This window comes from Gracilimonas amylolytica, from assembly GCF_002911695.1.
Classification (GTDB): Bacteria; Bacteroidota; Rhodothermia; order Balneolales; family Balneolaceae; genus Gracilimonas; species Gracilimonas amylolytica.
On record NZ_PQBS01000040.1, the window covers coordinates 179,771 to 194,185 of the forward strand.

The window sequence follows — 14,415 nt, forward strand, 5'->3', positions numbered from 1 at the left end:
TGAGAGCAGTTATTCAAAAAACAAGCCCACGGAGAAAACCGGCGGGCTATTTTTATGCCCTTCTCTCTCGCTTTAACAATCCTTTCATCCTGATCTATTGATCGCTTTTCAGATTCAAGTATTTCGTTGTTGAAGTTCAACCTGAGCGTTTTATCTTTGGCTACACAATTAAATTAACTGTAAGCCAATAATGAAGAACCTGTCCGTAATATTCTTACCGCTGATCCTGATCTTTTCTGCCTGTAATTCTGAGTCACCGGAAACCAGATTTCAGGATCTTCCGGAAGAAGCCCAAACGATCTCATTGACCGGTGATACGCTTTATACCAGTGTTGATTCCCTGCCGGAGGCCCTGGCGAATAGAATAGATTCTTTAAGTGCTTTGGCGCTGGAGCAGGACCGGCTTGTGGACAGTTATATCTGGGAAGCACGGAAAACAGCCTACAGGGGTGATTACCGAACAGCCATAGTACAGCTCTCTTCCGCTATCATTGAGTTCCCCGACGAGCCCCGACTATATCGCCACCGTGGGCATCGGTATATCACGCTTCGTGAATTTGACCTGGCCATTCAGGATTTCCAAAAGGCAGCCGATTTATTTGAGGGGCAGGATGATATTACGGAGCAGGACGGCCTTCCTAATGCAAAGAATATCCCATTGAGCTCACTTCATACCAATACCTGGTACCATCTTGGCCTGGCTCATTATTTAAAGGGAGAATATGACCTCGCGAACGGGGCTTATGAGAAGGGACTTGTCGCTTCCACCAACGATGATATGAAAGTCGCTTTTCTTTACTGGCACTATATGGCATTGCGTAAAGCCGGACACGACGTAGAAGCGGGCAAGGTTCTGGAGCAGGTCTCAGAAGATATGGTCATGATCGAAAACACGAGTTATCATGAACTTCTGATGGTATTCAAAGGTGTATTTTCTGAAAATCAGATCTTAGATGAGAATAATTCAGAACTAGACAATTCAACACTTGGTTATGGCCTCGGCTTCTGGCATGATATAAATGGCCGGCATGAAAGAGCCACTGAGATCTGGCAGCAGGTCCATGATTCAGGAAACTGGGCCGCATTTGGCTTTATTGCCAGTGAAGCAGAACTGGTTAACTAAGAATATGTATTACAGTGCGATGGTGTTACGGTGTTATCAGTTGATCCCAACTATAACACCGTAACACTTAAACACTTCCGCACTACAACACCATTAATTCCCTACAAAGAACAGGGCGTTACCAAAGAGAAGTTTCCCGTTATGCCAGAATCCACGGAATAGGGGATTGTCAACCATATAGACCACCTCACCTGAACCCATATTCTGAACACCAAAGGTCAGGGTATGCTCAAGTTCTTTTTGGGCGTCAACTCCGGTAAATCCGCTACGATGGGCTCCGGGTTTAGCCGCGCCCACATTCCATCCGTAATCCAGGTACTCGTAGGCATCAGATCCAAGCTTCAGAGACATATAAGTATCATCATATCCGAAAGCGAGTGGGTGTGTGGTATCCAGGGAGATTTCATACACACTGCCCGGGTTAGAACCGGAAGCACGTTCACGTTCTGCATTCCCATACACCCTGAGTTTGTCGCCAGGCTCCGTGTCAGCTTCCCCTTCACTATCCATCGATTTACGTTTCAGGGCAAAACCTTCCTTACCGGCCAGTACACTGTTCGCACCGTCCAGCGCGATCAGTGTCCCGCCGTCTCTCACCCATTCCCGGATCACAGACAAGTTCGCATCGTTAGCAATACTCCCATACATGGTTGGCATCACTATTACGTGATAGTCACTCCAGTCAACAGAGCCAATATCATCCGTATTGATCATAGTCACCGGATAGTCGATCTGCTGATCAAAGAAATTCCAGATGTGGCCTACCATATTACCACTCGTTCCTTCTCCTGAGATAAGTGCCACTTTAGGCGTTTCGATCAGGCGTACAGAAGAGGAACCGAAATCCTTACCGGAATCCACAAAACCGGTGGCTACCGGAGTCACAATTCGGTTCAATAATGCTGCTTCGTCTTTAACGATCTGATCAAAACGATCGCCCAGGTTCTCATTTCCATTTCTAGTGATGACCAAAGTACCGGGCTTGTAACTATTGCCATTCAGAGTGAAGGCTTCTTCTGCATAGCGGACTGTTATGCCTTTCTTGAGGATCTGGGACAGATACTTCATGTCATCCATAGAATTCCACTTAGCCAGGTAAGCATAAGGTTTTTCGATGCTTGGCGTCAGTTCCTCTTCCACCGTTGGCTGAACAGGCTCTGTATCGATCGTGCCCGTCACAGCATAGCCATCAAGGCCATAAGCGTAATGAGTTTCCCAGGCTGTAATATCATAAGTCAGTGAATCGACCAGTTCAGGATTTGGCTCAAACAGCGCCCGAACCAAGGTGCCTTTTGGCTGATAAGTGCTGATCACGTAATCCCCTTCTTCCACAGAAACACGTCCGGTTTCTCCGGTTGAGAAATCATATCCATTGGCGTTGGATGAGCGTGAAGCCATTCCAAATTCGATCTTTTGCTTCATCAGATACTGAAGCAGCATAGATACTTTATCCGGGTTACTGCTTTTTTTGACCACAAATGTTTTGTACTGACCCGAACCATTCTCGATCGTATCATCAAAATAGGTCTTAAATTCGTTGATCACGCGCTCATGATTCTGAGAAGTAATCTCTACGGTAGAAATGCCACTGGTGTGATGATGCAACAACCGGTCCTTCAAAGTCAGCGTATCACCTTCCGGCTTATACACACCCAATCCGGCAAAACCGCCACCGGCCTGCTCGTAGGTCATGCCGATCGCTCCGTTGAAGGTAGGCCATGTATCACCATAGCTTGGATAAAAAAGATCAAATGATTCCTTCGTAAAATATAACCAACCCTCTTTGTCAAAATACTTAGTGTGATTCTTACCGATCATGGTCTGATACTCTCGCTGCCAGTCAGTGATAGCGTTATGAAAGGGCTCAGCCGCCGGTGCAAAATAGTACGGAGAACGGTAGCTTTGTTCGTGGAAATCAACATGTACATGTGGCATCCACTCCTGATACGCTACAATACGCTGCTTACTTTCAACCTGAGTCTGCCAGGCCCAATCACGGTTCAGATCAAAATGATAGTGATTGGTACGCCCACCCGGCCATGGCTCATGGTGCTCACGGGCATCGTGGTCCGGATTGAATTCCTCTCCAACCACGGTTCTGTACCAGTTCACATACCGGTCACGTCCGTCAGGATTGATCATAGGATCCATGACCACCACGGTGTTATTAAGCCAGTCGGTTCGCTGCGTTACCAATTCATGAATGGACTTCATGGCTGCCTCACTGGAAGAGGTCTCATTCCCATGCACATTATAACTCAACCAGACAATGGCTTTCTGATTGGCTGTAGGCTCACCATCAACCAAACCGGTCAACTTTAAGTTATTCTGCCGGATCTCTTCAATGTTATTCTGATTTTCCTGGGAGGTTACCACCACATAAACCAGCTCACGTCCCTCGTTGGTCTTTCCATATTGAGTCAGGGTCACTAAAGGAGATTCATCAGCCACATGCTGAAAATATCCCAGGACCTTATAGTGAGGAGTCCACTGATCGCCAAGCTCATATCCCAGATATTCAGCCGGGGACTGGATTTGAGCCCATCCCGGAAGGTTCAGGAATAAGCCTAAGAGTAGTGTTAGCAATAAACTTCGTTTCATTATTCTGCCGATTTATTTAATTCAGATTCGATTTGTTCAACCACATCATCAACAATGGAATTGGGGATAGGGATAGTAAGGTTGTAATGGGCAATTTTCCACCCATTTTCATTTTTTACCAAAACCCCGGTTCCGCGGCTCGGTCCCAGGTTGGGTGTATCCAGTTCTTCATCAAACCAGGCTACCATCCCATTATCAGAAAAATAGATCTTTCTGAAGGTTGGGGTGAAGGTCCAAGCCACGCCATCATCCTCAAAATAGGGTTTGGACCAGGGCTTGAACTCTGCCACGGTCCACCGTTCAGTGGCATCCGTACCCATAAAGATGGAAGAATCACTTTCAAAATGAGCGAAGTACCGTTCGAAGTCACCTTCGGCTGCAGCCGCATGCCAGTCATCGAGCACAGCATCCACCGCATCCGGTGATGGTGGCATCGGAGTTTCTTTGGGTTGGCAGGCCACCAAAAACATTACAGGCATCAATAGAAGTAACAGCAAGGATCGCATACACATAGGGTTGAATTAAGAGTTAGCCTATGGTAGCCAATACACAAGGATTGGGCAAGGGGTAATTTCAAGAAGAATCAAAGTCCTGAGCTTCCTAATGCCTGATTACATCTCTCTGTAAATGAACAAGTTCATTTACGGTCCCTCTTCAAAGATGGATTTTTCTTTGATACGAGATCTATCTCAGTCTCTTAGCATTTCATTATTTAAAATGGACTATTCAACCTCGTCGAGTAGCTCCGCTGCTCGACGAGAAATAACATAGGAAGCTGAATTTCAATCCCGGGCGTATGCGATACGCCCTTACTGACTGTATTGATTAATTAAGTTGAGTAAGCCTGTTTGCGTAGTGGCAAAAAATTTGAATTTTACCATGCTCTTTATGCAGCTCCACTACTCAACGAGCACAACGGGTTCTTATCATTGCACTTTAGTCCTGTAAAAACTCCGTACTTTTGGTTATGCTTGGGGCAGACCTCAATCAACCCGTTTTACTTTGATCATCAGCAGTAACAGCGCCAACCAGATCGCCCCCATCAAACGCATTGCCGCCATCGACATTGGCACCAACTCCTTTCATGCTATCATTGTCGATGTTTATTCAGATGGCAGCTTTCGTACACTCGATAAGCTCAAGGAAATGGTTGAAATGGCCAAGGGAGGGATGGGAAAGCGACTATCAGAAGGCGCGTTCAAACGGGGCCTGTCAGCTCTTAAGAATATCAAACGGCTGGCAGACAGTTATGAATGTGAAAAGATCCTGGCCTATGCCACCAGTGCCATCCGGGAAGCAGAGAACGGGGGTGAGTTCATCCAGAAAAGTATAGATGAGGTGGGTATCAAAATGCTGGCTATTCCCGGTCGTGTGGAAGCGGAGCTCATCGGACTTGCTGTCCGACACGGAATGAAGCTTACCGAAAAACCTGCCCTGGTAGCGGATGTTGGCGGTGGCAGTGTTGAATTCATTATCGGCAATGACAGTGACTTCTTTTACCTGGCCAGCAAAAAGATCGGGGTTTCCCGCATGACGGAGATCTTTAAACCCTCCGATCCTATCACTGAAGATAACATCCAAAAGCTTCAGGCGCATTATGAGGAAGAACTCCGGGATGTGGCCCAGGCCTTTGCCCAACACAGAACGGATACCATCATCGGTTCGTCCGGAACCATGGAGAACATCGCCCAGATGATAGCCGCCCGAAAGAACATCCCAACGGATGTCACCTTAAATGAACTCGAATTTTCAGCTGAAGAATTCAAGGAGTTCTATGACTATTTCATCAAACTGAACCGAAAGGAACGCAAAAAAGTAACCGGACTTGAAACCAAAAGGGTTGGGTTCATCAATACCGGGGTGGTTCTGGTTGATTATCTGATCCGGAAATTTGGGATCCGAAAGATCCGCATTTCTTCTCAGGCACTTAGGGAGGGGATCGTGATCCGATACCTGAAAAAGGAAATGATCGGGTTGCCATGGACCGGAGAGATGTCGGATCCACGCCGACGAAGCGTCTTTGAATTGCTTCGCAAAACGGACTGGCACGAAAATCACTCCCGCCACGTGGCCAACATGGCCCTGACCATCTTTGACGCCCTGGAGAATGAATTGGAGCTTAATGAAACAGATCGTGAGTTACTCGAGTACGCGGCCTATTTGCATGATATCGGGTATTACATCTCTCATTCCAAACATCATAAACATGCCCTGTATATTATCCGACATGCAGATCTAAAGGGTTTTAAAGAAGAGGAGATCGAGATCATAGCCAATGTGGCCCGTTATCACAGGCGTTCTACCCCAAAGAAACGACATGGTGAGTACTGGAAACTGAAGCCGGCCATTCGAAAGCGCATCAAAAAACTGTCCGGTATCTTGCGCATTGCGGATGGATTGGATCGCAGTCACTATCAGAACGTGAAGGACCTGCAGGTTTACTCCGGTGATAAGGAGATCAAGATCAATATCCGGACGGAGGGCGAGCCTTATCTTGAGATCTGGGGGGCCGAACGAAAATCTGACCTTTTTAAAGAGATGACCGGCAAGAAGCTTAAGATTGAGCGGATTATTGAGGCCGGGATGGGTTGATAACCTGAGGTTAACTTTAAAAAGAGAGTGTATTGCATGGATAAGCACTAATGTAGAACCTGCGAGCGTCCGAAGGTCCTCGCAGCGTTCGGTTGCAACGCTCGCAGGACTTACAGACGCTGCGAGGTTGCATAAAAGATTAACAAAGATGCTTTAACAAAGGGTTTTTTAATCGAACTCAGGTTGCTATATAATATTCACTCCGACGCAGAGCGTGCGGAGCGAGATCAAGGTTTTGGTACACTTCTATGGGAGGCGGAGCCTCCTGTGGGCGTTGAGCAGCGGAGCTACTCAACGAGAACTAACTACCACAAGCCACCACCCTCACCTTGCTCAGACGCTCTGCGTCGGAGCAGGCAGTAAGTATCAGAGTAAAATAAGCAGGCAGCGGCTCAGGGAGCCGCTGTACCTATACAAAATTAATCACCAAAGGAGCCGGCAGGTCCCGGGAATACGACCGGGCTTTCAAAGCCGTCTTTGGAGACACTGGCTACTCCGAAGTAATAGTTATCGATCACCACATTCTCCAGGGTGTGCTCAGTCACATCTGCAGGCACGAATACACTTTTTTCCCATTGGTTGGAATCGGTCAGGCGCCAATAGATCTTATAGCCGGCAAGCTGGGGATTCTTATCCGAATCAAGAGCCTTCCAACTGAGCGTGGCACTTGGTCGAACCGCTCCGGAAATTCGGACCTCAGCCGGTGGACTCGGAGCCCAAGACATACCTGCCATCACAACCGCATTAAGGCCGGTCAGTTTGGCTGCGTAATCAAATTCAACTTCACTGAGGACATCTCCATATTCTACTCCGTCTTCGGTTCTGATATCCTGATGCTGGCGTACATAATCCTCATTGGTTTCCATGATCCGCACACCCGGGAATCCGGCATCATTGAATGGACGGTGGTGACCTCCACGACCAAATCGATCCAGACGATAGATCATCATCACGTTTAAATTTCTGATATACAGATCTGCCATCTTATCTACATAACGTGCCAGGTTACGGGAAGGGGAATCCACCTCGCCACCTGTAAAGCGCCGGATACGAGCTTCCCGCTCTGTTTCAACGGCACGGGTTCCTTCAGAGAAGACACGGGCGGTGGTATTATCGATCACGCCGTTAATGCCCTGAATGTTACCGATCATATCATTATTCAAGACTCCTTTGATATCCCAGCCCTGCTCTTTGGCATATTCAGCCAGGATCTGTCCACCGAATAATCCCTGCTCTTCACCGGAAAGCTGAGCATACATGATGGATCCTTCAAATTCATACTGACTCAATACACGGGCAGCTTCAAGTACTCCCGCTACTCCGGAAGCATTATCATTGGCTCCGGGAGAAACAGATTCGGAATCCATTACATCACTGACGCGGGAATCAATATCACCGCTCATGACCACAAAACGATTCGGGTCGGCGGTGCCACGTTGAATAGCTACCACATTCACCACTTGAACCGTTTCCGGAATACGGCTGCCTTCTTCTCCTCCTACATAATCACTCACGTAAAAAACTTCCAGACATCCACCACAGTCTTCCGAGATTTGTTCAAATTCTGCCTTCAACCAGCGGCGAGCGGCTCCAATTCCTTCTGTTGCGGAGGTTGTGTCAGATAATGTATGTCGGGTTCCAAAACCCACCAGTTTCGTGATATCCGCTTCAATTCGTTCTGCTGATGGAGCCTCGCCGATCTCTCTCAACACCTCTGTTTGCAGGGTCTGAGCCAAAACTCCACCCATTGCAAATAAAAGGGTTATCAGGGTCAATACTAATGCTTTAATTGTTTTCATAGGTTCAATTCTCACTGGGGTTGTTACGTAAATTTTGTTCCTGTTTCAGATATTCCTGAAGGTTTTTCTGAAACTGAATCTGAGCTTTCAATCCCGCTCTGTGGCCAAAAAGTGCTCCCAATCCACAAGCTACGATCACGACGAACTGGAAGGTTAAGTTGGCATCTCCAAGTCCTGCATCATAGATCTGAACCCAGACCAAAGGCGGAATGGCGATCAGTAATCCGAAGATATATGGCACCGGACTGGCTCCCTGCAACCTTCGCATGAATCGACGGCCGGTTACAAACACGATGTTCATATAAACCAGGCCAAAGCCAAATAGAAAAAGAGTTCCAACAAATGTCGGATCTGTTATTTTGATCAAGAATTCTGACGACAAAAGTGTAAAAGCCGAAGATATTATAAAAACGCCTGAGGCATAAAAAGCGAACCGAGGGATGTTATCCAAAACGATAGTGTGATTTAGGTTAAGAAATTTAGATTCTCACATTCAGTTGCGGACAAAAAGATACAACAATATCCACATGTGAGATGGTTAAAAGGTGCAATAAAAAGGTTAGCGGGATAACCAGTTCTGTGGATTCACAAACTCGTTACCATCTCTGACGGCAAAGAAAAGCACTTCCCCCAGTTCCGATTCTGAGGTACCGGCATTACCAACTTTGTCACCGCGTTCCAGAACCGAACCGATCTGAACACTGATACTGGATAGGTTACCATATGCCGTGTAGTATGAACCATGCTTAACAAATACCACATCCCCATAGCCACGGAGCGGAAGGATCTCAAATACATATCCCGGCGATACAGCGGTGACCGATGCTCCGGATTCCGTAACTATATCAATACCCGGATGTTCGGTACTGGTTCCATACAGGGGATTGCGCACCCTGCCGAATTTCTTTGCTACCGTTTTGCTGTTCACCGGCCACGGTAAAACACCCTTGGACTGCACAAATTCATTTTCGTAGGTGAGCAGGATGTCATCACTCACGAAGTTTTCCCGTAATACCGATCGGGAATATTTTTCTACTTCAGCTGCTCTTTCATCTGCATCGGCAATATTTCGGGCCTGCTCCAGTCTGCGAAGGCGTTCGTTTTCCTGCTCCCGAAGGGCTTCCTCATCCTCGATCAGGCTGGTAAAGGTGTTCTCAAGATTCTCTTTTTGTTCCCGGGTCTTTCTAAGCTCCGCCAGCCAGTCACTGCGTTCCTGCTTGATCTCTTCTACCGTTTGTTCCTGCTGCCTCCGTTGAACAGCCAATTCATCTTTTTCCTGCCTTATCTCATCGATCACTTCCCGGTTTCGCTCATAACTGTCCTGAAGGTCAGCCTTCACCTGATCGAGTTCCTGCTTGGCCTCACGGATCACTTCGGCCTGCTTGGTCTTTTGTTCATCGAATCTGCGAAGATAATTGGAGCGCACCACCATTTGATTGATGGATTCGGAGGTTAACAGGAGTTCAATATTTGCTGCCCGACCATTTTTATACGCGTAAGTGATGATCTTTCGGTAGTTGTCCATGAGATGCTCGAGTTCAGCCTCCCGCACTTCCAATTCATTTTCAGTGAGTTCGATCTCTGCCTCGATCTGTGATTGTTCATTCTGCAAACTTTGGATCTTGTCGTCCTGAAGGGCAATGAGGTTATTAAGTGACTGAAACTGCTGATAGGATCGGTCAAATTTTTCCTCTGCCTGGTTGACCCGCTCCTGATAATTTTTGATCCGGGCCTCCAAAACATTGATCTCGGCCCGGGTATTTTCCTGTCGCTTAAGAAGTTCTTCCCGTCTTTCCTGATAGGTCTGGGCAAACAGATCGCCGGAAAAAGCTATCAGAACAACAAAACAACACACGTATTTTATGGAAGCGAATGATCTCATAGTCTCTGGATCTTTATATTATCTGGGATATCAATTTCTAAGTTGATCCGGTCAGGATTTGTTTCCAGTGAACGCACTAAAAAAACGACTCTCGAACGCTCATCCGCACTGAATATCGTGATTTTTCTGGGCAAAACGAATCCGTTCAACTCACCATAGCTTTCATAGTAGATGCGTGAATAGGGTGAGTTCTGTGGGATGGTTTGATCTACCGTTTGAACCTGACCGTTTTCCCGGTCAACCACCACCCTTAACCCATTTCGGAGTAAGAGCCTAAAGGTCGAACCATTTTCCTGCAGCCGATCCACATTTTCAGCATCCACTTTGAAGTTGATGAGGTCCAGCATGTTGATGGATGTCAGTTCATTTAAGCTCGTCAATCGCCCATCGTAAATGGAGATCTTCTGAGCTTCCTTATCAAGCCGGTTATAAATAAGAATAGAATCCTGCTCCACCAACATCTGCCCACCTTCAATACCGATACGGTTTTGTATGGTCAGTAGACTGCGGGTTTCGTTTGTCGCAAAATCGATGGTCACACGGTCACTGTTTCCCGGTTCACTCACTAATGCACGGCCCTTGCCGGTCATGGTCTCAAGCTCGCCGGCATAATTTGGCACCATAGCCACCACCTTTTCAACGGATTCTTTACTGGGGCGAAAATCACCCTCCATCGTCAATTCAGAGCTGCTGCTACAGGCACTGAGCAGAAAAAGGATTCCAAATAATAAAAAGTACGTCTGTTGTAAAGGAGATCTCAAATCTATCCGTCGATCTTTTCTTTTAAATGAATTCGTTCCGGGTCGTTCTCTAACGCCTGTTCCCACCACTTTCTTGCCTCATCCATATTTCCAAGCTTCTCATACACATCCCCAAGGTGTTCATACACCTCAGCACTGGCTCCACCCGTATCAATAGAGGCTTTGATATAACGCCGGGCCCTTTCATAATCTTCCAGTTTGAAATAGACCCAACCGACCGTATCCAGATATGCCGCATTCTCAGGGGCTACTTCGATCGCTTTCAATGCCAGCTCTTTGGCCCTTTCCAGGTCCTCGCCTCTGACCGACAAATTGTAAGCGTAGTTGTTCATGGCGTTGTCGTTCTCGGCATCATACCTGAGTGCCAGTTCATAGGCTTCATCCGATTGTTCATGTTTCCCAAGGTTACCTCTCACATCCCCAAGTGTACTATAAATGATCGACTTGAATGGGCGCCGGGCAGGGGCACGAGTGGCATTTTCCAGCCATTCCTCTGCTGCTTCATTTTGGTCGGATAGCATATAGGCACTTCCCACAAAGAATTGTATGAAGGCATCTTCTGGAACCGATCCATGTGCCTGTTTCCCGACTTCGATCACCTGCTCATAATTCTGTTGACTTAATAATAACTGCAATCTCTGCCGCCAGGCTATCTCATCTTCCGGTAACAGCTGATTTGCTTTTTCAAGTAGTTCGAGGGCTCGTTCCGGCTGTTCCATCTGGGCATAGAATTCACCTGAAAGACTAAAGGCGGGACCATAATCCTGATCGGTTTCCGTAAAGGCATCCAATACTCCTTCGGTCTCTATTCTAAGCTGAATGTTCTGGGGATTCTGTTGTGACCTTGAATACAGGAATCGGGCAATATTCATTTTTTGCTCAGGCTGTATCAGCGGATCAGACACAAAATTGGATAAGAAGGTCCCGGCACTGTCCCATTTCTGCTCATCCAGATACAGGCTAGCCAGGTTGATCAGTGATTGTGGGTCGCGGGCATTCCGTTCCAATGCGTTGCTTAAGATCTCCTTTGCCTCATTTTCATTGCCGTAGTTGGCGTAGTATTGCCCCAACAGGTTCAGCATTTCAAGGTTGTCCGGGTCGAGCTCCCGCATCTCTTCAAGTTGAGCAATGGCTGAATCGGGTGCCGACAGGGCTTCATAGTTTCTGAATTTCATTAGCAGGACCGAGATATCACCGCCCCTCAGTTTCAGGATGTCATCCAGTATCTGATTAGAGCGAACAAATTCCCCGTAATCCTTGTAGGTATCCGCCAGCATGTACAACGCATCAAAATCATCCGGGTACATATCCAGCAGGGTATTTAACTCTCTGAGAGTTGCATCATTCTGCCCGGCCCGGCGATAGATCTGAGCCAGTTTCAGTCGGTACCATTTGTTTTGTGGCTCACCGTCCACTGCCAGCTTCCCGTATAGTGCGGCATTAGGCAGATTATCCATACTGTAATACACATCCGCCAGAGCATAATCTACTCCGGATGATCCGCTCAGGTAATCCTTTGCCTCTAACAATAGCTGCTCAGCTCTATCAAACTCCTCATTTTCAAAGGCCTCCAGTCCCTGAATAAACATGGACTTCCCGGCGATCTCATTCTCATTTTGCACCTGAGTTTGAGCGAAGCCAGTGGAAGTAAGCAGTCCACCAATAAGTAAAGCGAGTACATATTTCATAACAGTCATATCAACGTCAAGTATAACAGGAAAGTGCGATTTTTGCTTGCCATTTGAAGGATTCCAAAGAAATGATTATTTGTATGGATCATTTACGACGGATAATCTCTCAAATGAATCACGAACTCTATTTCATTGCTCTTATTCCACCTGAACCACTCAGGGAACTGATCCAGGACCTTAAACTGGAAGTAGCCGAACAATTCGACAGCTCACATTCGCTAAATGCCCCTCCTCACATCACATTGATCAGCCCTTTTCGTATTAGTTATGATAAGGTCTCAAGTTTACAATCACTCCTTGAAGTGTATGCCCAGGGTCACTCTCCCTTTCAGGTTCAGCTGAAGGATTTCGCCACCTTTCCCCCTCGGGTGATCTTCATCGATGTAAAGATCTCTGAAACCCTTCAGCAATTTCAGCAAAAACTTGAGCTGATGATCCGCGCTGACCATGATTTTGGGTACAACTATCAGGAGCGGCCATTTCATCCGCATGTCACCCTTGCCTTTAAGGACCTATCAAAAGAGAATTTCTACAACGCCTGGGATGAGTTCAAAGACCGCGATATAGAAGAGGATTTCACAGCCGACCAATTTTACCTGCTTAAGCACAATGGTGAGGTCTGGGAAGTTTCAGCTTCCTACCCTTTGAACACGTCTGTTTAGCTTTTCAAATACTTTTTTATCCCGGAATGCCCTTAATTACTTTAACGTTGAATGGTTAAGCTGAAACTACAACAGTTATTAAGTTCGAACAATGACAAACACTTATAAATTATTTGAAAAAACAGAACTGAGCCAATTATCATTACAAAATCGCATAGTCATGGCTCCAATGACACGCAGCCGCGCCACTGCTGACCATATTCCAACAGACATCATGACAACCTATTATGGACAACGTTCCGATGCCGGCCTAATAATAACCGAGGGCGTTGCACCGTCTCCAAATGGGGCAGGATACCCAAGAATCCCCGGTATTTATAGTGATGAACAACGTGACGCCTGGAAGTCGGTCGTTGAAAAGGTTCATTCTAATGGCGGAAAGATATTCATGCAGCTTATGCATACCGGACGTATCTCTCATAAACTGAATATGCCGGATGATGCAGAGATCCTTGCCCCGAGTCCTGTTCCATTCACCAACGAAAAGATGTACACTGATCAGGAAGGCCCGCAAGATTATCCGGTTCCTGAAAAGATGACCAATGACAAAATAGAAAGTACCATTCAGGAATATGTGGATGCCTCCAAACGAGCCATTGAAGCCGGTTTTGATGGAGTAGAAGTTCACGGCGCCAACGGTTACCTGATCGAACAATTCCTGGCTCCCAATACCAATACCCGCACCGACAATTACGGTGGATCCATTGAAAACAGAAACCGTTTTGCGATTGAAGTTTCCAAAGCCGTTGCAGAAGCCATAGGTAAAGAGAAGACCGGTATCCGATTATCTCCCTATGGCGTTTTCAATGGAATTGAACCACACAATGAATTGGATAAGCAGTATACCGAGTTGACCAAAGCTCTGAATGAAATTGGCTTGTTATATATCCATATCGTGGATCATTCTGCCATGGGTACGCCTAAAGTCCCTGATTCTATCAAAGAAGCCATCAAAGATCATTTCAGCAATGGGGCGATCATACTTTCCGGCGGTTATAACGGTGCCGAAGAAGCTAACAGAGATATTGTTGAGAACAAAGGTGATCTGATCGCATTTGGGCGACCTTTCATTTCGAACCCGGATCTTGTGTACCGACTAAAACACAACATTGAATTAGCTGCGCCGGATCATGATACCTTCTACACTCCGGGACCTGAAGGGTATATCGACTACCCTGAGGCTGAAAGCTGAAATTCTGCTTAATATATTTGCTGTATCCAAAAACCGGATCGCAATTCGGTCTTTCGGTCCATCGGTGATTCACTCTTCAGTTCTTCCTGATCTTCGGTTCACCGATTTATAG

General features: G+C 46.7%; 11 protein-coding genes. 4 read left to right on the forward strand and 7 right to left on the reverse strand.

Annotation, left to right across the window (positions count from 1 at the left end):
* The first annotated feature begins 190 nt into the window (after positions 1 to 190).
* Positions 191 to 1,123 carry a tetratricopeptide repeat protein gene (locus tag C3B73_RS13040; RefSeq protein WP_232803214.1) on the forward strand — a complete coding sequence of 311 codons (933 nt, stop codon included), beginning with the start codon at positions 191 to 193 and terminating at the stop codon, positions 1,121 to 1,123.
* Between the two features lie 93 nt (positions 1,124 to 1,216).
* Here the strand turns inward: C3B73_RS13040 and C3B73_RS13045 are convergent, their stop codons facing one another.
* Both C3B73_RS13045 and C3B73_RS13050 read right to left on the reverse strand, forming a co-directional pair.
* Positions 1,217 to 3,724 carry a M14 family metallopeptidase gene (locus C3B73_RS13045; protein ID WP_103666046.1) on the reverse strand — a complete coding sequence of 836 codons (2,508 nt, stop codon included), beginning with the start codon at positions 3,722 to 3,724 and terminating at the stop codon, positions 1,217 to 1,219.
* A complete protein-coding gene (locus C3B73_RS13050; protein WP_103666047.1) occupies positions 3,724 to 4,230 on the reverse strand; it encodes a nuclear transport factor 2 family protein in 507 nt (168 codons plus the stop codon). Before C3B73_RS13050 ends, C3B73_RS13045 begins: the two co-directional genes overlap by 1 nt.
* Before the next feature lie 496 nt (positions 4,231 to 4,726).
* On the opposite strand from C3B73_RS13050, the gene C3B73_RS13055 reads away from it, so the two are divergent.
* Entirely contained in the window at positions 4,727 to 6,316 is a 1,590-nt protein-coding gene (locus tag C3B73_RS13055; protein ID WP_103666048.1) for a Ppx/GppA phosphatase family protein, read from the forward strand.
* A gap of 419 nt (positions 6,317 to 6,735) precedes the next feature.
* Here the strand turns inward: C3B73_RS13055 and C3B73_RS13060 are convergent, their stop codons facing one another.
* The 5 genes from C3B73_RS13060 to C3B73_RS13080 all read right to left on the reverse strand — a co-directional run bounded on the left by C3B73_RS13060 (position 6,736) and on the right by C3B73_RS13080 (position 12,455).
* A complete protein-coding gene (locus tag C3B73_RS13060; RefSeq protein ID WP_103666049.1) occupies positions 6,736 to 8,115 on the reverse strand; it encodes a M28 family metallopeptidase in 1,380 nt (459 codons plus the stop codon).
* Between the two features lie 4 nt (positions 8,116 to 8,119).
* Positions 8,120 to 8,566 (reverse strand): hypothetical protein, encoded by a 447-nt coding sequence (locus C3B73_RS13065; RefSeq protein ID WP_103666050.1) that lies wholly within the window; start codon positions 8,564 to 8,566, stop codon positions 8,120 to 8,122.
* Between the two features lie 108 nt (positions 8,567 to 8,674).
* Positions 8,675 to 9,997 carry a murein hydrolase activator EnvC family protein gene (locus C3B73_RS13070; RefSeq protein ID WP_103666051.1) on the reverse strand — a complete coding sequence of 441 codons (1,323 nt, stop codon included), beginning with the start codon at positions 9,995 to 9,997 and terminating at the stop codon, positions 8,675 to 8,677.
* Complete coding sequence (locus tag C3B73_RS13075; RefSeq protein ID WP_232803216.1) at positions 9,994 to 10,758, reverse strand: DUF4292 domain-containing protein; 765 nt, start codon at positions 10,756 to 10,758, stop codon at positions 9,994 to 9,996. The genes C3B73_RS13070 and C3B73_RS13075 overlap by 4 nt, the downstream gene beginning before the upstream one ends.
* Positions 10,759 to 10,760: 2 nt before the next feature.
* Complete coding sequence (locus C3B73_RS13080; protein ID WP_103666052.1) at positions 10,761 to 12,455, reverse strand: tetratricopeptide repeat protein; 1,695 nt, start codon at positions 12,453 to 12,455, stop codon at positions 10,761 to 10,763.
* A 104-nt stretch (positions 12,456 to 12,559) separates the two neighbouring features.
* On the opposite strand from C3B73_RS13080, the gene C3B73_RS13085 reads away from it, so the two are divergent.
* Positions 12,560 to 13,111: a 2'-5' RNA ligase family protein gene (locus C3B73_RS13085; protein ID WP_157939513.1), complete on the forward strand. Its 552-nt coding sequence runs from the start codon at positions 12,560 to 12,562 to the stop codon at positions 13,109 to 13,111.
* 91 nt (positions 13,112 to 13,202) lie between these two features.
* The gene (locus C3B73_RS13090) at positions 13,203 to 14,303 is read left to right on the forward strand and encodes an alkene reductase (protein ID WP_103666054.1); all 1,101 of its coding nucleotides are present in this window, start codon (positions 13,203 to 13,205) and stop codon (positions 14,301 to 14,303) included.
* The last annotated feature ends 112 nt before the right edge of the window (positions 14,304 to 14,415 follow it).